Origin of the sequence: Paenibacillus sp. EKM10P (assembly GCF_011800655.1) — a bacterium.
Lineage (GTDB): Bacteria > Bacillota > Bacilli > Paenibacillales > Paenibacillaceae > Paenibacillus > Paenibacillus polymyxa.
On record NZ_JAALET010000002.1, the window covers coordinates 250,020 to 269,809 of the forward strand.

The following is a 19,790-nucleotide window of genomic DNA, read 5'->3' on the forward strand; positions in this document are numbered from 1 at the left end:
TGGCCGCACCATGTTATATGAAAAATAACATCATACGGCCTTACTTACAGAGCTACAGGCTAAATCGGTTATTTCTTATCTACCTGTATCTGATTGGATAGTGCAAATTTTTCAAGGCGCTCTGCGATGGCATCTGTATCATAGCGTCCCAGTGATTTTGTGAAAATAAAATTACCGCCCTTCCCTTTTCTTTCAACGGTAACGTAACCCTTTTCAATTTTGATGGCTTTCATGTCCCCTGCCGTCATCGGCCGTTCTCTGCCACCTTTTAACATATAAAGGGTATCTTTTCCCACTTTTAAATAAGGACGGCGAATGAAGAAGATAACAGCCAGCATCAAGTACAAGCCAAATACCAGCCAATCCATTCCCCGCATGCCGGTCTTAGTCAAAAAGTAACTCATAAGCATGTACAATACAGCAAGACCAGCCAGCATGATTGGCACAGTAATATTACGGCCACGGAAAATGTCCATTGCTGAACCTGCGCCGTTAATGGTTTGAATGCCTTGTTTCTTGCGCGTTTTATTTAAATGCGCTGTGTTTTTACGTACTTTTCTTTCAAATGATCGGGCCATCTCTCAATTCCCTTCCCAATAAATATTACATTAAAACAATTGCCTTAAAGCTGATCTATATAGATACCAAGAAAGATACCTAATAACAAAAGGCAAATGATGCAGGCTTTAGCAACATTAATGCTTCAGCCCGCCATTTCCCTTCGACGTATCATCGTCCACAAATTCAATGGTTTCAAGTTGCTGCCGAAAATTACGGCGAATGTTGCCTAAATAAATTTCCCGAAGGTTGGCGCGCTCCGTGGTTTCCTCTTCCGTCAATCCTTCGGCTTTTGCTTTGCGCGCTAATTCATTAATGCGCTGTACCAAACTGTCTATATCCAAATTGTGTCCCCTCCATAAAAGCAAAGATATAATACACTTTGACATGTAGAAAAGAGCTTGTCAAGGCTCCCTCATTGCGCTCCTAGACAAGCTCTATAGTCTTATAGATCAGAAGGGTGGGAGCTTAAGTACCTGACCTGCCTGCACCCCCCGATCCTCCAAATCGTTAATACGTACAATTCCTTCAATATATACCCGTGTATCCATTCGTTCCGGTTTATGATTCACGGCAATCTTCCATAACGTATCTCCAGGTTGTACAGTCAGCTTAATCACTTCTTCATTGGAAACTGGAGGTGCTGCGAAAACCGTAAGTACACCTGCCCCTGCAACCCAAACGATAATTACTAGAATAAGAAGCTTGAGTAAAAGAGTATTGGTAAGAGCCTGTAATAAACGTACCTTACCCTCTTTTCGGGTCTCCTGTAAATTCTCTAAATTCATCGGAAAAATACTTTGATAAGTGCTATATTTCATAATTGGCCGCGTCCTCCAAACGTTTGTTCTTATGTTTTTCACAATATAACACGAACGTTTGTTTTGTTCAATAGAAAAGAGAACAAAAGTTCGTGAATATTTTTAGGGATTATTTAGAACTTATGTTTGTACGAACGGAGGTTCTATGCTATAATTTTCCCAAACGTTACTAAATGGGGTTGATACGGTATGTCTAAGATTTCGAGCCGCCAGCAGGCCATTCTTGAATTTATCCGCAATGAAGTGCGTCTAAAGGGATACCCCCCTTCTGTGCGCGAAATAGGCGAGGCAGTCGGATTGGCCTCCAGTTCTACGGTTCACGGTCATTTGGATCGTTTGGAGAAAAAAGGACTCATTCGCCGCGATCCTACGAAACCACGGGCTATTGAATTACTCGGTCAAGACGAATCGGATAACAGCAACTTGATTAATTACTCCATTAGTCGTGTTCCCGTCGTCGGCAAAGTAACCGCTGGTCTTCCTATTACGGCGACAGAAAATATTGAAGATTACTTTCCTCTTCCCCAACACTTTGTTGGTGAGGATAAAATATTCATGTTATCTGTTGTAGGCGAAAGCATGATTGAAGCTGGTATTGCTAACGGAGACTATGTAATCGTACGTCAGCAGCAGACTGCTGATAACGGAGACATTGTAGTAGCTATGACAGATGAAGACGAGGCTACAGTTAAAACCTTTTACAAAGAAAAAGATCATATCCGGCTTCAACCTGAAAATCCAGCCTTTGAGCCACTTCGACTGACACACGTCAGCATATTGGGCAAGGTTGTTGGACTCTTCCGGGACTTCCACTGATTTATCGTGCTTTCTTCCCCGTTATACTACCACGAATATAAAACCGGCCGCCTAGGCGAGCCGGTTTTATATTTTTGTTATATTTACTATGTATGTGTCTCCAACTATTCTTTCCTTTTCAGCAACCTATATTGTCTCTACTATTATATCCGCCCCATATCCGAGATAGTTCCACTCTGATCTTAAACTGTTTACTTTTATTAGCTAAACAAATGGAAATTTGACACATATGAACCTACGGTGGCCTTCCTCTATAACGTAAAGTTGGGAAGGCGAACGCAGGCTAGCATGAGCTTTTTTTGTTAAACATTTAGGAACATAGGTACTAGCTTCTTTTTGTCTTTAGTAGATTTATGCTGATACATTACTAGCACAATTGACATATGTATATAGCAGACCTAAAGCAAAGGAGTTATGCAGATGATCAGAAATAGAGTTAAAACGTATAAGCATCGCATCGGGAAAAACAGATATCTGGTCGTTAAAGTCTTTCAAGCCGCAGCTGCTAAAACAGGAAGCGGAAATGCACTCGCAACTAACGCATTAAATATCAAAATTTCCAAGCGTAAGCATAAACATCATTAAGATTTAACCGTACCTTCATTTCTTTGAAGGGAGGTGATATTATGAGCAGAAGACACAGCAACCGTGAATTGAGAAGAAGAAGATTAAACATCCGTTCCAACCAAAGAGCCAATGCGCGTGCAAGAGGTAACGCACTGGCTGTTAATCTGTTTAGCGTGAATGATGGACAACGCAGACGTTAATAATTATTTTCAAGCAAAAAGCAGGAAGAATTCTTCCTGCTTTTTTTGTGTTAAATAATACACCAAACTACCAATCCCGCCAGTTATAGCTTCCTCAAACTTGTATCCGATTTTCATAACTTAAACATTTCTAGCTGTAAAACCATTCATTAGCTTAACATTGCTGCAATGGATTTGCTCTATTATTTAATTTAATACTTTTTTATAAGGTCCCACTTGCCCGCTTTTCTTTATAAATTTTATAAACAAGGCTCGAACAACAGGACCCATAACCAATAATTGTAATGGATAGGCCACAACAAAGTTCTTTATAAAAATTTCTAAATAGGCTTCAAATAATGAATGATCGCCAATACCCTGACTTAGAATTGAAGTTAATAAACCGTAGAAAGACATAGAACAGGCCATTCCGAACACCATACATGTTGAAATCGTGATAATTAAAAATATTTTTTTGGATTTATCAAAAGGTAGACTTAAAGCAACTTTCTTTGCTACAGGATCCACGATATATAAATCTAATATGAGCGCTATAATAAATCCAATTAGAAATTCAACAGCAATGGTAATCAAGCTAATTTTTCCAATCAATCCGTTAATCAAAAGATTATAGAAGGTCATAATAACGACCATTCCAAAACACATAATAACCCCAAAGTAAAAGCTTTCCTTTTTAGTTGTTGGCATTTAATTCAACCTTTCATTTTTGGATGTGATTATTTTAGCTGCAACCAAATTTTCATGTAAGTGAACTTTTTATGAACATATCGTAACAGACAAAGACAAGTAAGGAATATTCTTCACAACTAATGAACTATGTACAAAATCATTACACATTTATAGCATTAAATACAAATAATAAAAAATATCTCTATTACTTTGTATGGCTCCAATGGAGATTATGCTACCGCTACACTCGATGGAAGTTTTGAAGGCCCTACCCGTTGGCTTAGTGATGGCGTTTTTCCAGATTTCGAAACACTTTTCCCTTCTTAAGAACACTACTTTCAACAATTTTCTAAAAGACTCTGTCAATAGTTGATGAAGTCTTATTTTATATTGAAAAATCCCCACTACCTTAGCTGGTCGGCGGGGATTTCGCTTATTTATAGTATTTACTTATACTACACATTCTAATATTTGATTATAGCTGATCCTGCTTTAACCCACTCTTTGGATTCTAGTTGAATCCATCCATATACAGGTGAGTCAGAGTTGATTTTTTGTTTTATCAGTGAAAGGTTTTCATAGTTGCTGGAACTGTAAAGCGACCCTGTCTTTGGCGCAACTTTTACTGTCAGAATATTTTTTATATTTGGTTCTTCATCAGTACTAGTCCAGACTAATCGATTGTAATAATTAGTGTTAAACGGGTTTTCTAAACCACTAATCGAAAATTTCACTCTTTTCCCGACAATAGATACATCTGTATATGCTGTGTCATCTTTAAAAATTACTAATTGAGATGAAACTAATTCCTGATTTAAAGAGTTTGTATAGGTGTCATGGGTGACGCTTGCTACATCTGCCGAGGCTGATAGCGGGGACAAAACTGAAAATAAGAGAGCAATTGTGGAGAAACATAAAGTAGTTTTCCTTCCTAATTTCATACTCATTATTTTCATCCTTTCCTTCCTATTTATCTTCATCCATAAACATACGGCTTATTGATTGTCAAAGTAAGGGGAGCTTTGTCTGACATAAAAAATACACATTCGGGTAGATTTCATTATCCACTTCTACTCTATATCCAAACTCCTTACATGCGGGTCACTTCTTAAGGTTGTGATCCGTGGCGATGGAGTCCATTAAATTGCCTAAGCATTTGGTTAAAATTATGAAGCTCAGCATCTTCCCAGTCCGAAATTCGTTCATAGAAAACGGACTCTTTCTCCTTAAGCGCATCAATTAATTTTTGCTGTCCATGCTCAGTAAGAGATAATACAATTCCTCGTCCATCACTTCGGGAGGCCTCTCTGTTCAAATACCCCAAAGACTCAAGCTGTTTGACAAGACGACTCACTGAACTTCGATCCATCGCAGTTGATTCCGCTAAAGTGGCGGCATTTGTTGGGCCATAAGAATACAGCCAACGAACAATATGGAAGGCGGCAGGTTGTAAGGAGGAGTCAAATTTCGCAGCAGCTCTGACATTCAGGGCGTGTGAAGCGCTGATAAGTGCGTTAAGCTGCTCGCCCAACTCAATCTCCAATTTCCCCCTTGGTTCATTTTTAACTTCATTATATTTCATCTTCAATCACCTTTCTCTCGTTCAAAAAACCACAAGTCAAATTTGATTGACATATATCAACCAAATTATTATAGTGGACATATGTCAATCAAATATGCTAACTCACCGAATTGGCTACTCCAATAAAATTGTAACACATGAAGGAGAAATGACGATGTCTAAAAATACTACTGTTGTCATAACAGGTGCCACCAGTGGTCTTGGACAACTAGTCGCAGTTGAATTGGGAAAACGCGGCTGCTTTGACCTTGTTTTGACTGCCAGGAGTAGGGAACGTGCTGAAGCTACAAGAAAACAGATTGAGCTGGTTAGCCCATCAGCGAAGGTTGACTTTTTTTATGGAGATTTATCGGTACTGAAGGATGTTAAACGAATCGGGGATGAGATAGCCGCCGCATACTCTAATATTGATGTGCTGTTAAACAATGCGGGTATCCATGCTTTTGAGCAACGCGTCACTCCCGAGGGGTTTCCTGAAATGGTTGCTATAAATTATTTATCGCCGTGGCTGTTAACATATACACTAAAACCGTGCCTGCAGAACGTAGGCAAGGCCAGAGTTGTCAATGTTGCCTCCGAAGCTTCACGCCATCATGGAGTTTTGAAGCTCCCCGAGGATTTAACGGATACAACTGCCTTTACCGCTCGTGGCTCATCGCCCATCTATGGAAAGACCAAATTATTGAATATTATGTTCACTGCTGAACTGGCAAGACGATGGTCGGATACGGGAATCAGCGTAAATGCACTAAATCCAGGATTCAATGTTACCGGATTGGGACGAGAACTTTGGTTTGCCCCTCTATTAGAACGATTGTTGAAAATCCTTCATCTTGGAGATCCGCGAAGAGGAGCAGATATCATCACCCGATTAATTGTAGATCCGGAATATCATAAAAAAACAGGTGGATACTTTAACGTCGGAACTGGGAAATCTATTCAACCAGTCTCACCTGGAGGAGATCCCAAGATGCAGCAAAAACTGTGGAAGGTCACAGAGGATTTGCTGGAACAGAAGGGATTCCTTCCATAAGAAATGATTGATGAAGGGATAAGACGGCAATGAATGAAGCATTAATCATCAATAACGCAAACCCCGCACTACATACAAGCATATCTTTTGCTAAATCAATGAACGGAATGAGTCACCAAAAAGCAGCAGCGAACCCATTCAGCTTTGTGATTTCGTTCTTTATAACGTTGATAGCCTACGCGTTATCAGTCACTCTGATAAGTTCGTAAATTGGTCCACATAAAAATAAGCCTCAGATTAATCTGAGGCTCAGTGTTCCATACAGTACCTATTTACACTCCAGGCGGCGTAACACGATCTTTTGGGTCACGGCCCCAGCTTCACTATGATTACGGTATGCCTTGTGTCACTCTTGTCGCTTTATACAATATTTTAATTTCTCTATAGTAATCTATTTTTTGTCGTCTATTCTCCCGTATGCTTCTGCAGTTTCATCACCAGTAATAATATCCCCTCTCAGAATATTGGTATGATTAATCATTAAAAAACCTCATTTCATAGGAAGATATAATTTGTCATAACTTTGTGCCATCGAAATATTTATATGTATGCTTGAAAACTGATCACTTCAGCGACTCATTCGGCGCATAGTGTAACAATTCCTTTAACTAAAAAACTCTGCTAACCATAAGGCTAGCAGAGTTTTGTGCTTAAGCACCTCCAATTTGTACAAGGATCTGAATATGTTGCGTCAGGACGGGACCAGTTATAAAAAATAAAAAGCTACTCGCAACGATTAACAGTGCCATTTTTTTCAACATTGTCTAACCACACCTTTTCTAATAGTTTAAAATACTCTTCTCTGGTCTCTGGAGACGCATATGCTTGGAAATGTGCAAAGAGACCTGTGCAGTTTATGAAATATGTTTCATTGTTTAGTATATGTGCTTTTACCATTGCACATAATAATTGTTTAAAACCATCACTGTACTTCTTCCTATTTAAATTATAATAGGCCATTTCATAACAAAACAATGCAATATAGTCAGGTACCACTTGTTGGGTGTACATATCAGTAGATGTCGGGAGTTGAGTAGAGGCATCAATGTCTATTTTAAATTTTGTAAGTACACCATCTATATCCAAATTGTATCGGTTAGCTACTATAATAATGTTCAACAACTTTGAGAGCTTCTCACTTTCATTGGCGGTTGTTCCTATATATTCAACAAAATCTAGCAGCACACTAGTGTTTCCGGACATAAGTTTATTAACATAAGTATTACCTTCTGCCCAATGCTGAAACAAGCTAATCCAGTATTGGGTATCTTCGTCAGTCTCTTTGACCCAATCCAAATCTGTGTAGGCGTATGTATATTGTAAAGCTTGTTGATAGTCGCCTCGGGCTTCACAGACACTTGCACACAATAAATCGGCATAGGTAATGTACACAAACATGGGGCGAGTTAGCTTCTTAGTAGACTCAGTGCGTTCTCGGCTGCTCTGTTGATGTTTCAAAGTGTATTGGATTTCCGCTTTAGCTCTCATTTTTCTCGCTATTTCATCAACCTTATCCCATTTACGCAAAGACCTATACACATTAGCTAAGTCCTTCAATGCATCAAGTTGTTCTATTTCGTCTAGGCGCTCGACATAAGGCTCAAAAAGTATGGCTGCCCTAAGATTGCGGCTTTGATCGTCATCAATCTGAATCGTGAAAATCCGATATTGACAGATGGCCAAACGTTCAGAATGTTGATATTTCTCCACTTCTGCTACACTCTCATAGAGCAATAGTGCAGCATCATGTCGTTCCTGGGCTAATAATTCTTCTGCAATGTCAAATAGTTTGGGTGAGTAGAGTAGATTGTCCATGATAGCTCCCACCACTCGACGGATCGCATCCAGCTTGTCCAACTCTGCACAGCGATACAAAAATGGTTCGATTCTCCTCATATTGGGGGGAATGTCGATGATATAGTTTTCTACATATAAGTCGTAAAAATAGCCTTCTGGTAAACCCATAGCCTCTGTAATTCTATCAATTTGGTTAACAGACATAGAACTATTGCCTGTTACAATGCCACTAACTATTCCCCTATTAATGCCTGCAATATGCCCGAATTGCGTCAGGTTCAGACCCTCTTGTTTTAGGTATCTATCTAGTTCCGCCCGAATCGTAGGTGTATGCTTCATGCCATATCCACCCTTCACATAAAAATTCCAAAATTTTTATATTGTTGTAGTCTATTTTTCTCTAAAATTGACCATATGTCAATATATTATGCGAATAATGTAAGATTTCAATGTATAGTCCATGCTGTTCACTGACAGCAGAACCCAATAAGCGCAACAACCTATTATGGCAGGGTCCCCTAAGTACGCTGTAAAAACTTAGTTAACCAAAAGGAAGAGATTACTATGGCTACTGCCAAATAACCTATGCGCCATGGGTTCAACTTTTACCATCTAAAAAAAGTGAAGTGTGTTGCCTAACAGTTTTTTCATGAAATTAAATCCAAAATGCTTTAGTAATTATAACCAAGAGGATAAAAAGCACCAAAACTGCCGCTGTAGAAGTCCACATATTGTAGCCGCCTTCACATGCACCCATGGTTTTAACCTCCTTCGATTGTTGTACTTCTAATATATGTATAGCTGCGTTTTGTGACAGGGCATACAGACAAACAAAACAAAGGCTCAACCAGCTAAACCGGCAGAGCCTAATCACCTTTTTGCAAAAACTTCAAAAGCTTGTGCTATTAGAGTATCTTCTTCACAACCGGATCACTTGCTTATCTCTCTGTTAATAAGGAATATGGGATATGCACCGTGAAAACGCCATGTTTAATAGTTCCTGGTTATAAACTAAATATTTACTGTTTTGGTCCAGCACCCAGTTGGCAAAACCTAACGCTCTGGTGTAACTATCATAATCGTAGGGATTAATTTTAAACCCAAGAATATCCAGCATAATCTGATTCTCTTCATCTGATAATTCCAGGCCCAACTTACTAAACTGTCTTTGACGAATTCTCCGAGCAGTAGCATCTTGTATAGCTCTGTGCTGATTGGACACTTGTCCATTATGTTGACGATAATACAATACGTTTATGGGGATGTTCGCCATTTGTACTTGGAAAGCTAGTCGGTTCCACAGCTCGTAATCTTCGGCATGAGGATAATTACTATCATATTGAACGCCAAGCCGACGGATCATGCTATTGCGCATGATTATAGCAGGATGGCAGATACAACAATGAAATAACAGCCATGTTTTTATTTCGTCATGACTGGCCGGATTTACCTTTATTGATCCCCCACTAGATGAAGTAAAAGCAGCACCGCATACATCAATCAATGGATTTTGATCCATAAATGCGATTTGTACAGCTAGTCGATCTGGCGTAGAAATATCGTCGCTATCCATACGAACGATATATTCACCATTGGCCTTTTTTAATCCTTCGTTTAAAGAAGCGATCAACCCTCGATTGGTATTATGGAAGATTTTTATCACTCTAGGGTCTGATATTTGTGAAATAAGAAAGGTAGATCCATCTGTCGAACCATCATCAATAACAATTAATTCAAAATCCGTATAAGTTTGAGCTAAAATACTGTGTATTGCCTCCAAGACAAAAACTGCATTATTGTAAACTGGCAGTATGACCGAAGCTCGTGGCACAATATTCCCTCCATTTCATATTTTTCAAATGGAATCAGTATTAAAATCACAAAGCATCTTCCCTATTTTTTTGATAATAGTTCCTTCTATATTCTCATGTTCTAAGATATGTTCTGAAATATATTTCGAAGCGGCTTCCCGGTAATATAATATGCCCTTTTGAAAATTTAGAAGCTTCCAGTCCTAGAAGCTAGTGGCATCAAAGATTGATTGGTTTGAATATCCCTGCTTCAAAGTCGGGCTAATTACTTCTTAGACGAAGTTGACAATATAAGTAATAAATTTGTACAATTAGGAAAAATATTTCACTTAGATTCCATTCTTCATCGGTAACAAACATATATATCTAAGTGGAAAACGGACTGTGAGATTCAGCCTAAGATAATATCTGCATCTTAAAAAGGGAGATAGAATGATGGAACGAAATGTAACATCCGTAGAACACTACACTCCAATTTTGATTGTTGGTACGGGTATATCGGGGCTTGCTGTTGCTTATTATTTATCAAAAAACAATATCAAGTACACGATTACAACAAAAAAGAATGCGCCCAAACAGAGCAACTCCTTTCTTGCAGCCGCAAATACACGTGTTCCATCAGAGAATGATATTAATAATATTATTAATCTTACGGTTGATAAATGTGGAGCAGATCGATCGGTTATTGAAACGCTATATAGAAACTCCAACATAGTTATAAATTTTTTCGAGGAATTAGGAATCTCTTATGAGAAAACATCCTTTGGTATCATGCCTGAATGTTTGATTAAATCACAGGGAGGAAAGAAATTAATTAATTGTTTGTTACAACATATTGAACAACCGCTGTGTAATAAAATTTTGATTCATTTGGAAAAGTATAATGATGGAATTATCGCATTATTTTACGACATCCAATTAGATCAATTTATCAGGATATATACTAATTATTTGGTATTAGCTACGGGAGGATATGCGGGGCAATTTAACTACAATGATAATTCACCGGGTTCGACTGGAGAAACGCTTATCTTAGCTAAAAAAATGGGTGCAAGATTAAAGGGAATGTCTACAGTAATGTCTCATCCTTGGTCAATATACAATGGAAGACAAATTTTATTGGGCGGAGTTGTATCTTTAAGTCAAGGGAAAATAGTAGATGAGGAAGGAATTCAACTATTAAAAGATGAGTATATATGTGATGCCATTGCTCGAGATGATTACCATGAAATGATTGACGAGATTTTACATTTTGAACTCGATTGCATCAAGCAAAAAAAGAATATGTACTTGGATATGAGCCATGCTGATGAAAATATATTGAATGAAAGATTTAAAAAATATGGATTTAGCACTAATGTGGTTAAAAATAAAAGAATCAAAATTACACCAACAATGCACTATTCTTCAGGAGGAATCGAAATCAATGCTAATGCTGAAGTTATAAACTTGAATCGTGTTTTTGCTACTGGAGAAGCTCAATTTAATGGTGTTCTTGGTATGGGAAGAATCCCTGGGCAAGCATTTGCAGCGGGTATCGTTTTCGGTAAATTAATTGCTGACAAAATAGCTAATGAAGGTGTCTTCAATACTCAATACCCGATTACATTTAAAGATCCACCTGAAACTATGCAGCTGTACTCAAAAGAGAATAATGACTTTCCAATTGAAGAGTTTCAGAAAAAGTTGTCCACTCTAATGGTGGATCTGATCGCTCCCGATTCATCTGTGGTTTCTCGATCACTCCATAAAAGAGAAATACAAGAAAGTCAAAACATAATATTAAGTAGAGCAAGAGGATCAGGAAAACGATATGAGGATATTTTAACATTATTTTTTGGATATTTTGTTGCGTTAGAAATTATAGAAGATCTTGAAGAAAAGGCATTCGGTATAGGCTAATAAACCCTTCAGATGAGACATTCTCCCTTCCGACAAAACCCAATAAGCGCAAAACTATTATGGCAGAAATTCAGTGAGCACCCACCAAAAGAACAGCGAATGCTGTGGCTATTGCCAAATAGTTTATGCGCTTATTGGGATCAACCTTTTACAATCCATGAGTGAAGTGAAATTACCCAGCAGTTCTTTTCACAAATTAAACCCAAAGTGATTTAGTGATGATAACTAAGAGAATAAAGAGCACTAAAATTGCCGCTGTAGAAGTCCATACACCGCCGCCGCCATTACCTTCATATGCACCCATGCCTTTTAACCTCCTTTATCTGTCGTCACTTTAATATATGTGAAAATACATTCTGTGGTAGGGCATACTGGTAAATAAAAAACACCACACTAGCAGGACCTGCTAGGAGCTAGGGAAGGAAAGCATTGCTAGTTCACAGAAACATTTTTCCCCTATTTTGAATATATCCACTCTTATTCCCGTTTTCATTAATATTGGACGCAACCTCTCCGTTAGAGCAGGCACCAATGAGAATAGATGCTTTATCCGGCTCGGTCGCTGCCTACTGTAGTTCCAATCCCCATAACGATCGTACCAATTAAAATCTTATGGACCACTTTAATTTTAAGACTCAGCATTCTGTGACTAAATTTCCACATACCCAACATCAATTAACCCCTCATTTTAAAATATTAGATTGCACTATACTTCGGTAATTGTAACTAGAATATAAAGTGGATCATAGCGCATCTGAGTTGTTAAAGCTAGTCGAGAAGATGTTCAAATAAAACAAGCTCTACTGACCTTAATCGGTCGGCAGAGCTTGTTATCTAATCTGATTTCGGGCAGATTACTAAAGAAATAAGGGCATTGAACTTGAATGATGGGGTCTATATAATTTTCTTCGCAATATTAAACCCAGCACGATTTAAGGATGATAACCAAAAGGATATAGAGCACCAAAATTGCCGCTGTAGAAGTCCACACACCACCTGCACATCCACTCATAGCTTAGCCCTCCTTTAATTGTTTTCACCTTAATATATGTATAGCTACGACTCTGTGACCGGGCATTCAGTTAAACAGAGAATACACCCAACCAGGCGAATCCAGTGAAAATGAAGTTGTAGACTAAGCATCAGCGTTAAAGTAACTGGCAGGTTAGTGGGTGAATTGTAAATTGACTCACGTTACATCGCGTGTTAGTATGATTTTAGCCAATAACTGAATAAAAACGTTCTCTAGGGTTCCGCAATCGCAAGATTGGTCTGGTCCGAGAGAGGACGCACAGCCATATGGCTGTGACACGGAGGGATAAAAGCCTGGGAGATAAACGCATTGTGCGGTTTATTTCCCAGGCTTTTATCTTTTTTCTTTTATGGCCCAATTTTTAATAAAAAGTTTAAGGAGGAGTGTGTTATGAACAAAACATGGATTTCAGTCATTGTGGCGGCTATATTCGAGGTTGCTTGGGTTAGTGGGTTAAAGCATGCGGATAGTTTTTGGGAATGGAGTGGTACAGTAGTCGCTATTTACATCAGCTTTTATTTGATGATCAAGGCGGCTCGTTCATTAGCGGTTGGAACTGTATACGCTGTATTTGTCGGACTAGGGACGGCAGGAACTGTAGTAGCTGAAATCCTATTGTTTGGCGCAGACATAAGTGTTTCGAAAGTAGCTTTGATCGGGCTGCTACTTATTGGAGTGATTGGTCTGAAAATGCTTAGTAAGAAGAAAGAGGAGGTAAATGGACTATGAATTGGGTGTATTTGATCTTAGCGGGGATTTTTGAAATGATCGGGGTTTTGCTTATAAACAAGCTCAATCAGACCCGCAATTGGAAATCGCTGACTCTTTTGATTACTGGTTTTGGCCTAAGTTTTATATTTTTGTCGTTGGCAATGCAAACACTCCCGATGGGAACAGCTTACGCTGTATGGACTGGAATTGGCGCTTCTGGAGGTGCTATCCTCGGCATGATCTTTTATAACGAGCCTCGCGGATTAATGCGTATTTTGTGTATAGGGTTGGTCCTTAGCTCTGCTGTAGGGCTGAAACTAGCCAGTTAAAAATATATATTGGTGTAGCTCTAAAGGTCGTTTCCTGAGCAAACTAACGATGAATGTTAACTTTAAAAAAGCTGCGGCAGTCTGGGACTTTATTTCCTTATCCATGGCTGCCGTTGAAATAAAATTCTACCATATTTGCTTATGCTCCCCTCTACTTTTCCATTAATTTATTGAATATCTCTCTATCTTTGGAAGTAAATTCGGAAATCCATTGCTTTTGCTCATACGTGTTGGTACTTGAATCCAATTTAATGAAGCTATTTTCACCAACCACATATACAATATTTTTTCTATTTTATAAGACCAAACGTTATCAACAATATTTTCCAGTGGGTCCCATAATCCATTACCTTCGAGTCTTATTGACATGACATGTATGTAGCCTCCTGATGTGTTATGCGCAAGTTATATTTTGAGTACAAAAAATAAACTCTGGATCATTGGAGGTTTAATTCCGTATAATGCCTATTTTCAGACGAGGAAATGTAATGATCTTTTGGTCACCATCCCAGCCTCCCATGATTACAATATAGAGCATATCCGTCTTCGTTGGTTGTAGCGTTCGATATCAGGTAACAAAACATTCAACCTCTTCTGTTACCCGCGTTTCTGTATACTATACAGATCAGAACAATGAACGACGAAAGCGGACACAACTATTATGTAGCAATAGCGGAATAGAGAGTTGCCAAAGTTACACTAAACTTTTGCAGAAGTTTACGATGGCGCACGATAAGCCATGGAAAGAATATGGGGGCGATATTCCTGAGCCAGTAGAATAAGACAAGAACAGCAGTAAATTTAATGTGTGTATTCCTAAAAGCCTACGTCGTCATTGCCAAAAGAAATTACCGAAAATTCTCTCTTGAACCAGGATTGCCAGTTCGATCCCCCCATTAACCCAGCCTAAACAGACGCATCGCAGTTCGCTCCAACCTCAAACGGCAGGTCATTAATCGCATTGGTGCCCAGATGCCAAAGGCTGAGAGTAGCTGCGAGTTCCCCAAAAAACAGTTATCAATAAAGCGTATAATCGCAACACGTTAGATCCATTTAAACTAATCAGGAAATTATCCAAGTAGGAGGAAATAACCATGGCATTTGAAGGTTATGGAGAAGACAAGCGAGAACATTGGTTTGACTGGCCGTTCCCCTTATCGGTATCAATACTGTATGTGGATGCAGATGTAGATGAAACAGAAACGAAATGGTACCTCATTGACGAACAAGAAAAACACTTGATCCGAATTAGGGATGAAAAGCAAATTGAACTGCTTCATCATTGCATGTATGGAGTCTTGTTAAATGACGAGAAGATCAACTGGATTATTAATAAAAATGGCGGTAGATTTACCTATCACGATAGTGTGCAAGATTTTATCAAATTCCAGAAAGACTACCTTGATACACTATAAGAGGCGTGAACAGTTAAAGCTCTACCGACCCATTAAGGTTAGCAGAGCTTTCTTTTACTTTAGAATCCACCTATTTGTACAAAGGTCTGAATAAGCTGATCATGATTGTGAGCGGGTACGGTTATAAAAAACAAAAAGCTACTCGCAACGATTAACAATGCCATTCTTTTCAACATTACTTAACCACACCTTTTCAATAAGATTGTGAAACTCCGTTTTGACTTCAGGAGTCGCATGGACTTGAAAACGCACAAACAGGCCCATACAATTTATAAAGTAAGTTTCATTATTTATTATATGTGACTTTAGCATTGCATACATCAAGTGTTTGAAGCCATCATTGTAGTTTCCTCGCTGTAAATAATAATGAGCAATTTCGTAACCAAACCACGCGAAATAGTCTGGCATTACTTGTTGAGTATACATATCATCAAATGTGGGCTGTTCAGAAAACGAATGAATCTCCGCTTCAAAACGAGAAATGACATCATTCACATCTATTCCATATCGGTTAGCCGCTATCATAACGTTCAACAGCTTTGAGAGCTTCTCATTTTCATTATTGGTTGATGTGGCTGCTATATATTCAACATAGGCCGGTAGCACACTAACATCTCCAGACAGAAGCATATTTACATACGTATTACCTTCTGCCCACTGACTGAACAAGTTTACCCAGTATTGAGTATCTTCGTCAGTCTCTTTGACCCAGTCTAATTCCGCATAGGCGTATGTATATTGTAGAGCTTGTTGATAATCGCCTTGGGCTTCACAAACACTTGCACACAACAAATCGGCGTAAGCAATATATCCAAATAGTGGGCCCTTTGTCTCCTTTTCATGCTCTTGAGAATTTCGTTTTGCCTGATGTTTTATGGAATATTGAACTTCCGCTTTCCCTCTCATTTGCCGTGCCATTTCCTCAACCTTGTCCCATTTACGTAAAGACCTGTACACGTTTGCCAAATCCTTCAATGCGTCAAGCTGCTCTATTTCGTCCAGACGCTCAATATAAGGTTCAAATAGTATGGCTGCTCTTAGATTACGGTTTTGGTCCTCACCAATTTGAATCGTGAAAATACGATATTGGCAAACTGCCAAACGCTCAGAATGTTGGTATTTCTCCGCTTCAGCTACACTCTCATAGAGCAGCAGTGCAGCCGCATGTCGTCCCTGTGCCAATAATTCCTCCGCAATGTCAAAAAGTTTGGGCGAGTAGAGTAGATTGTCCATGATGGTTCCCACTACTCGACGGATCGCACCCAACTTGTCCAACTCTGCACAACGATACAAAAATGGCTCGATTCGTCTCATATTCGGGGACGTGTCGATGATGTAGTTTTCTATAAATAAGTCGTAAAAGCAGCCCGCTGTTAAACCCATAGCCTCAGTCATTAGGTCAAGCTGATTAACAGACATAGACTTATTACCTGTCACAATGGCACTTACTATTCCCCTATTAATGCCTGCGATATGCCCAAATTGCGCTATGCTCAAACCTTCTTGTTGCAGGTATCTGTCTAATTCCGCCCGAATCGTAGGTGTATGCTTCATGCCATAGCCACCCTTCGCTTGAATATTCCATATTTTTTAAAAACATACTTCATTTTTCACCATAATTAACCATATGTCAATATATTATTCGACTAATATAAACATTCAATTTTTCGCATGAATTGAAATAAAAAACTCATCGCATGTCTCAAATACTAGCATTCCACCAACTATAGATGAGAATAATTAGCATATTAACAGATGGAATTAAATCAAAAGCCACAATAATATCTCACTAAACGTAAAAGTACCCCACTGGCTTTGGCTAGTAGGGTTTCACCGATACTTTCGGATTGCATAACGGGATTCTGTAAATATAATACATTAAATTATCATGATGCATTAGAATTTTGAATAGAAAAATACCGCATTTTCATCTTTGTATTTTGAGTTTGAATAAAGCATAGTGTCCACTGCTCCAATATCAAACCCATTTTTCAAATAAAATCGGCAAGCGAGTAAATTAACATCCTGCGTCTCAAGCGTAAATCCCTGCATTCCTTTTTGTAATGCCCACTCCCTTGCCTTGTTTAACAAGGCAGTTCCTATTCCTTTTCCTCTGCTACTTTCTAATACAATAAGTCTGTCAATAGAAGCAAATTTAGTTTCCTCTACTGTCCCCAGTCTTATATGTCCCAAGCATTTCCTTCCGGAATAGTATAAGAAAGCAATACTGTCATTGCTATTAATATATTCATCAAGATCTTCGTGTTCCGGATATTTTGACTCATAAGGTTGTTCATAAAGTTCTTCATGATAACTCCATATGCCATTTTCTAGTTTGGGGATAAGTCTCCCTATGACCATAAAAGGTTGATCTTTGCATTCGTAATCATCCTTGTTATCAAATGTCATTTCAACAATTTCAATTCCTCTAATTTGCTCCAAAATATCTCTCCTTATTGCTGGACTTTAATACTTGATTGGATTCAATTATAGCATGTCTGTCTCGAATATAATTTCAGTTTACTTCATTCCTTTCGCCTGTTCATATTCCCCCCTGCTAGACATTATGTATACTTCCCCAAACGCAAAAAACACCCACCGGCTTGAGCCATAGGGTGTCATCGATGCTGTCGGGGTTGCTCTGCATCCGTCGCGTCAAGTATAATCCGATTGGACTATTTTGTGAATATTAATAGAAGATATTCTCCTGGTCATATATACTTTTGATAAATTCACTGATTGCCTGCTAATTGAGTTTGAAGTTTTCTACAAGGAAACAGAATTACTACCTGGTCACAAAGTCCGGACATTTGAATTCCGTGATCATGGTTTACTATTTGAATAGGCTAAAACGAAAACCATCCAGCTTAACAAAAAAGGAGCGATGATTATGGATTTAGAAAGATTCCTAGAAATACATCGCAGGAACATACAAGACAAATTACAAGAGGAACGGCCACGAACTGATGAACAAAAGCAAATAGTGGTAGCGTTGTATATCGCCGAAGCGCTGAATCACCTTCGTAATAACCTGACAATGGAAGAAGTCTTGGGACTAACGGAGATATATAGAGATTACCGCCGAACCAGTGCAATGAAGTGATGACATTAAAAAGCTCTGCTAACCTTAATGGGTCGGCAGAGCTTTTAATTTATTTAGAGTATTCACTTACTTCAAACATTAGGATACGATCATACAACATGTAGTCCTTACGGCTACTGAATGGACCTTTATTGTTATCATGTTTATTGATTGCATAGGATGCTGATCCAGAACCAGCTTGTTTGCCTTCGTACCATGCAATAAAGTCATTGACCTCTTTCATGCTCAAATCAAATTCCTTCTCTAAGCCAGTTGTAAGAGTAATGGTCAAGATTGCACGGTCTCCTGTTGGTCCTGGTTCCGGTGTGGGGTTGGGTTCTGTCGGTAGGCTTGTAGGTGTGAATTCTTCAACGGTCTTAGTTATAGTAGTAGGGTTTTCCGTTCATCACCGCAGCCCCAAAGGCAGTACGGGCAACATTTAAATTAGGTGCTGGCTCCCATATATTTGTAATAGGATTGTATACTTCTACATCTCGAAGGGATTGCCCACTAGTTGCACCACCACCAATACTATATATCAACCCATTTAAAACAACTGTTCCTGATCCGTCCTTTGCATTTAACAAGTTAGCTTTATCTGTCCATTTATCAGTTTTAGGGTCATATTCACGAACATTTTTATAAGATGTTGTTCCATTGCCACCTCCGACAGCATATATTTTGTCTTTAAGGACGGTTAGTCCGACCGCATGTAGAGCAGAAGGCATGCTAGCTCTAGTGGTCCATGTATCTGTTTTAGAGTTATAAACTTCAACAGTAGCAACAGTTGCAGCGTTTGTTATGCCCCCAACAATGTATATTGTATCTTCATATGTAACTGAACTTGCCCATGCTTTCCCTGTTGACATATTTTGTATTTTACCCCATGTATCTGTCTGAGGATCATATACATAAACGCTATTTAATAAAGATCCACCAGTCATTGTATAAGCATTTCCTGTATATCCGCCAAATAAGTAAACTTTTCCATCTACCGTAGAAGCGGTGGATGCGGTTGTAGCAAATGGCATATCATTTTTTTTGACCCATGAATCATTAATAGGATCGTATTCGTATACAGTTTTTTTATTATCTGTCAGTGAACTCGATATTCCTCCAAATACATAAATCTTCCCATTTGCCTCAGCCACTGCTGAACCTGCGAGTTGAGTAGGAAGATCATTTTTCATAATCCATTGTGACTCAACTTCATTTTCTGCATAGACCCTTATCCCAAAGCCAAAAATGATAACAAGGCATGAAATAATAGACAATAATGTTTTTTTCATATGTATATTCTCCCCCAGTAATTATTTGAAAAGTCAGAATAACAAATAATTACTGGAGTGTCTAAACAATAATGACTATTTCTGAAGGTTGTTGTTAAAAAAACACATGGAGATTTTTCTCACTAAATAACGAACCTACATCCCCATATTTTACTATCATAAATGCCAAAAGATA

General features: G+C 38.6%; 24 protein-coding genes, 1 pseudogene and 1 riboswitch. Of the genes and pseudogenes, 9 read left to right on the forward strand and 16 right to left on the reverse strand.

Translation table 11 applies throughout. From position 1 onward, the window contains the following. Positions 1-68 precede the first annotated feature (68 nt). From HFE01_RS06100 to HFE01_RS06110, 3 genes are all read right to left on the reverse strand, one after another. Positions 69-578: a hypothetical protein gene (locus HFE01_RS06100; RefSeq protein WP_013371492.1), complete on the reverse strand. Its 510-nt coding sequence runs from the start codon at positions 576-578 to the stop codon at positions 69-71. A 117-nt stretch (positions 579-695) separates the two neighbouring features. Continuing rightward, positions 696-902, reverse strand: a complete 207-nt coding sequence (locus HFE01_RS06105; RefSeq protein ID WP_016821948.1) for a DUF896 domain-containing protein — start codon at positions 900-902, stop codon at positions 696-698. Positions 903-1,010: 108 nt separating this feature from the next. Further along, the gene (locus tag HFE01_RS06110; protein WP_017427698.1) at positions 1,011-1,379 is read right to left on the reverse strand and encodes a LysM peptidoglycan-binding domain-containing protein; all 369 of its coding nucleotides are present in this window, start codon (positions 1,377-1,379) and stop codon (positions 1,011-1,013) included. Between the two features lie 189 nt (positions 1,380-1,568). Between HFE01_RS06110 and lexA the strand changes: the two genes are divergently transcribed. The 3 genes from lexA to HFE01_RS06125 all read left to right on the forward strand — a co-directional run bounded on the left by lexA (position 1,569) and on the right by HFE01_RS06125 (position 2,962). Then, on the forward strand, positions 1,569-2,195 hold the full coding sequence (lexA, locus tag HFE01_RS06115; protein WP_013310545.1) for a transcriptional repressor LexA: 627 nt from the start codon (positions 1,569-1,571) through the stop codon (positions 2,193-2,195). A gap of 420 nt (positions 2,196-2,615) precedes the next feature. Next, entirely contained in the window at positions 2,616-2,780 is a 165-nt protein-coding gene (locus HFE01_RS06120; protein WP_016821950.1) for a hypothetical protein, read from the forward strand. A gap of 41 nt (positions 2,781-2,821) precedes the next feature. Beyond that, complete coding sequence (locus HFE01_RS06125; RefSeq protein ID WP_162835279.1) at positions 2,822-2,962, forward strand: hypothetical protein; 141 nt, start codon at positions 2,822-2,824, stop codon at positions 2,960-2,962. Positions 2,963-3,148: 186 nt separating this feature from the next. Here HFE01_RS06125 and HFE01_RS06130 read toward each other — a convergent pair whose 3' ends face one another. From HFE01_RS06130 to HFE01_RS06140, 3 genes are all read right to left on the reverse strand, one after another. Further along, positions 3,149-3,649: a DUF2798 domain-containing protein gene (locus HFE01_RS06130; protein WP_167438454.1), complete on the reverse strand. Its 501-nt coding sequence runs from the start codon at positions 3,647-3,649 to the stop codon at positions 3,149-3,151. Between the two features lie 446 nt (positions 3,650-4,095). Further along, a complete protein-coding gene (locus tag HFE01_RS06135; protein WP_228552592.1) occupies positions 4,096-4,578 on the reverse strand; it encodes a hypothetical protein in 483 nt (160 codons plus the stop codon). 161 nt (positions 4,579-4,739) lie between these two features. Next, a complete protein-coding gene (locus HFE01_RS06140) occupies positions 4,740-5,213 on the reverse strand; it encodes a MarR family winged helix-turn-helix transcriptional regulator (protein WP_167438453.1) in 474 nt (157 codons plus the stop codon). Between the two features lie 154 nt (positions 5,214-5,367). Between HFE01_RS06140 and HFE01_RS06145 the strand changes: the two genes are divergently transcribed. Further along, entirely contained in the window at positions 5,368-6,246 is an 879-nt protein-coding gene (locus HFE01_RS06145) for an SDR family NAD(P)-dependent oxidoreductase (protein ID WP_117289553.1), read from the forward strand. Between the two features lie 723 nt (positions 6,247-6,969). Here HFE01_RS06145 and HFE01_RS06150 read toward each other — a convergent pair. From HFE01_RS06150 to HFE01_RS06160, 3 genes are all read right to left on the reverse strand, one after another. Continuing rightward, a complete protein-coding gene (locus tag HFE01_RS06150) occupies positions 6,970-8,382 on the reverse strand; it encodes a helix-turn-helix transcriptional regulator (RefSeq protein ID WP_016821956.1) in 1,413 nt (470 codons plus the stop codon). A gap of 316 nt (positions 8,383-8,698) precedes the next feature. Next, positions 8,699-8,800, reverse strand: coding sequence for a sporulation protein YjcZ (locus tag HFE01_RS27240; RefSeq protein ID WP_167438452.1), 102 nt, complete (start codon positions 8,798-8,800; stop codon positions 8,699-8,701). A gap of 192 nt (positions 8,801-8,992) precedes the next feature. Next, a complete protein-coding gene (locus HFE01_RS06160; protein WP_117289557.1) occupies positions 8,993-9,874 on the reverse strand; it encodes a glycosyltransferase family 2 protein in 882 nt (293 codons plus the stop codon). A 415-nt stretch (positions 9,875-10,289) separates the two neighbouring features. On the opposite strand from HFE01_RS06160, the gene HFE01_RS06165 reads away from it, so the two are divergent. Continuing rightward, the gene (locus tag HFE01_RS06165; RefSeq protein WP_167438485.1) at positions 10,290-11,756 is read left to right on the forward strand and encodes an FAD-binding protein; all 1,467 of its coding nucleotides are present in this window, start codon (positions 10,290-10,292) and stop codon (positions 11,754-11,756) included. Between the two features lie 196 nt (positions 11,757-11,952). Here HFE01_RS06165 and HFE01_RS06170 read toward each other — a convergent pair whose 3' ends face one another. From HFE01_RS06170 to HFE01_RS27035, 3 genes are all read right to left on the reverse strand, one after another. Then, on the reverse strand, positions 11,953-12,060 hold the full coding sequence (locus HFE01_RS06170) for a hypothetical protein (protein WP_016821960.1): 108 nt from the start codon (positions 12,058-12,060) through the stop codon (positions 11,953-11,955). A gap of 242 nt (positions 12,061-12,302) precedes the next feature. Beyond that, a complete protein-coding gene (locus HFE01_RS27550; protein WP_257125939.1) occupies positions 12,303-12,428 on the reverse strand; it encodes a hypothetical protein in 126 nt (41 codons plus the stop codon). Positions 12,429-12,672: 244 nt separating this feature from the next. Continuing rightward, complete coding sequence (locus HFE01_RS27035; protein WP_016821962.1) at positions 12,673-12,768, reverse strand: hypothetical protein; 96 nt, start codon at positions 12,766-12,768, stop codon at positions 12,673-12,675. Between the two features lie 222 nt (positions 12,769-12,990). Continuing rightward, a riboswitch (guanidine-I (ykkC/yxkD leader) is annotated at positions 12,991-13,091 on the forward strand. An 88-nt stretch (positions 13,092-13,179) separates the two neighbouring features. Between HFE01_RS27035 and HFE01_RS06175 the strand changes: the two genes are divergently transcribed. The 3 genes from HFE01_RS06175 (at position 13,180) to HFE01_RS06190 (ending at position 15,244) form a co-directional block, all read left to right on the forward strand. Beyond that, positions 13,180-13,518, forward strand: a complete 339-nt coding sequence (locus HFE01_RS06175) for a DMT family transporter (protein ID WP_103042477.1) — start codon at positions 13,180-13,182, stop codon at positions 13,516-13,518. After that, positions 13,515-13,829 carry a DMT family transporter gene (locus HFE01_RS06180; RefSeq protein ID WP_103042478.1) on the forward strand — a complete coding sequence of 105 codons (315 nt, stop codon included), beginning with the start codon at positions 13,515-13,517 and terminating at the stop codon, positions 13,827-13,829. Before HFE01_RS06175 ends, HFE01_RS06180 begins: the two co-directional genes overlap by 4 nt. 1,094 nt (positions 13,830-14,923) lie before the next feature. Then, positions 14,924-15,244, forward strand: a complete 321-nt coding sequence (locus HFE01_RS06190) for a hypothetical protein (RefSeq protein ID WP_016821966.1) — start codon at positions 14,924-14,926, stop codon at positions 15,242-15,244. A gap of 138 nt (positions 15,245-15,382) precedes the next feature. Here the strand turns inward: HFE01_RS06190 and HFE01_RS06195 are convergent, their stop codons facing one another. Further along, positions 15,383-16,798 (reverse strand): helix-turn-helix domain-containing protein, encoded by a 1,416-nt coding sequence (locus tag HFE01_RS06195; RefSeq protein ID WP_107733499.1) that lies wholly within the window; start codon positions 16,796-16,798, stop codon positions 15,383-15,385. Between the two features lie 342 nt (positions 16,799-17,140). Next, positions 17,141-17,686 carry a GNAT family N-acetyltransferase gene (locus HFE01_RS06200; RefSeq protein WP_052132611.1) on the reverse strand — a complete coding sequence of 182 codons (546 nt, stop codon included), beginning with the start codon at positions 17,684-17,686 and terminating at the stop codon, positions 17,141-17,143. Between the two features lie 448 nt (positions 17,687-18,134). Between HFE01_RS06200 and HFE01_RS06205 the strand changes: the two genes are divergently transcribed. Next, positions 18,135-18,347, forward strand: a complete 213-nt coding sequence (locus HFE01_RS06205) for a hypothetical protein (RefSeq protein WP_090890502.1) — start codon at positions 18,135-18,137, stop codon at positions 18,345-18,347. Between the two features lie 49 nt (positions 18,348-18,396). Here the strand turns inward: HFE01_RS06205 and HFE01_RS06210 are convergent. Together HFE01_RS06210 and HFE01_RS06215 are read right to left on the reverse strand one after the other, a co-directional pair. After that, positions 18,397-18,639 (reverse strand): annotated as a pseudogene (locus HFE01_RS06210) (fibronectin type III domain-containing protein); the annotation flags it as partial. A 64-nt stretch (positions 18,640-18,703) separates the two neighbouring features. Next, entirely contained in the window at positions 18,704-19,615 is a 912-nt protein-coding gene (locus HFE01_RS06215) for a Kelch repeat-containing protein (RefSeq protein WP_167438451.1), read from the reverse strand. Between the last annotated feature and the right edge of the window lie 175 nt (positions 19,616-19,790).

Bases quoted from the DNA above. Each gene is read 5' to 3' on its own strand.
- HFE01_RS06180 (WP_103042478.1), top strand. From the start codon at position 13,515: ATGAATTGGGTGTATTTGATCTTAGCGGGGATTTTTGAAATGATCGGG.
- HFE01_RS06215 (WP_167438451.1), bottom strand. From the start codon at position 19,615: ATGAAAAAAACATTATTGTCTATTATTTCATGCCTTGTTATCATTTTT.
- HFE01_RS06140 (WP_167438453.1), bottom strand. From the start codon at position 5,213: ATGAAATATAATGAAGTTAAAAATGAACCAAGGGGGAAATTGGAGATT.
- HFE01_RS06145 (WP_117289553.1), top strand. From the start codon at position 5,368: ATGTCTAAAAATACTACTGTTGTCATAACAGGTGCCACCAGTGGTCTT.
- HFE01_RS06165 (WP_167438485.1), top strand. From the start codon at position 10,290: ATGGAACGAAATGTAACATCCGTAGAACACTACACTCCAATTTTGATT.
- HFE01_RS06100 (WP_013371492.1), bottom strand. From the start codon at position 578: ATGGCCCGATCATTTGAAAGAAAAGTACGTAAAAACACAGCGCATTTA.
- HFE01_RS27240 (WP_167438452.1), bottom strand. From the start codon at position 8,800: ATGGGTGCATGTGAAGGCGGCTACAATATGTGGACTTCTACAGCGGCA.
- HFE01_RS06110 (WP_017427698.1), bottom strand. From the start codon at position 1,379: ATGAAATATAGCACTTATCAAAGTATTTTTCCGATGAATTTAGAGAAT.
- HFE01_RS06150 (WP_016821956.1), bottom strand. From the start codon at position 8,382: ATGAAGCATACACCTACGATTCGGGCGGAACTAGATAGATACCTAAAA.
- HFE01_RS06120 (WP_016821950.1), top strand. From the start codon at position 2,616: ATGATCAGAAATAGAGTTAAAACGTATAAGCATCGCATCGGGAAAAAC.
- lexA (WP_013310545.1), top strand. From the start codon at position 1,569: ATGTCTAAGATTTCGAGCCGCCAGCAGGCCATTCTTGAATTTATCCGC.
- HFE01_RS06195 (WP_107733499.1), bottom strand. From the start codon at position 16,798: ATGAAGCATACACCTACGATTCGGGCGGAATTAGACAGATACCTGCAA.
- HFE01_RS27550 (WP_257125939.1), bottom strand. From the start codon at position 12,428: ATGTTGGGTATGTGGAAATTTAGTCACAGAATGCTGAGTCTTAAAATT.
- HFE01_RS06130 (WP_167438454.1), bottom strand. From the start codon at position 3,649: ATGCCAACAACTAAAAAGGAAAGCTTTTACTTTGGGGTTATTATGTGT.
- HFE01_RS06190 (WP_016821966.1), top strand. From the start codon at position 14,924: ATGGCATTTGAAGGTTATGGAGAAGACAAGCGAGAACATTGGTTTGAC.
- HFE01_RS06125 (WP_162835279.1), top strand. From the start codon at position 2,822: ATGAGCAGAAGACACAGCAACCGTGAATTGAGAAGAAGAAGATTAAAC.
- HFE01_RS06175 (WP_103042477.1), top strand. From the start codon at position 13,180: ATGAACAAAACATGGATTTCAGTCATTGTGGCGGCTATATTCGAGGTT.
- HFE01_RS27035 (WP_016821962.1), bottom strand. From the start codon at position 12,768: ATGAGTGGATGTGCAGGTGGTGTGTGGACTTCTACAGCGGCAATTTTG.
- HFE01_RS06170 (WP_016821960.1), bottom strand. From the start codon at position 12,060: ATGGGTGCATATGAAGGTAATGGCGGCGGCGGTGTATGGACTTCTACA.
- HFE01_RS06135 (WP_228552592.1), bottom strand. From the start codon at position 4,578: ATGAGTATGAAATTAGGAAGGAAAACTACTTTATGTTTCTCCACAATT.
- HFE01_RS06205 (WP_090890502.1), top strand. From the start codon at position 18,135: ATGGATTTAGAAAGATTCCTAGAAATACATCGCAGGAACATACAAGAC.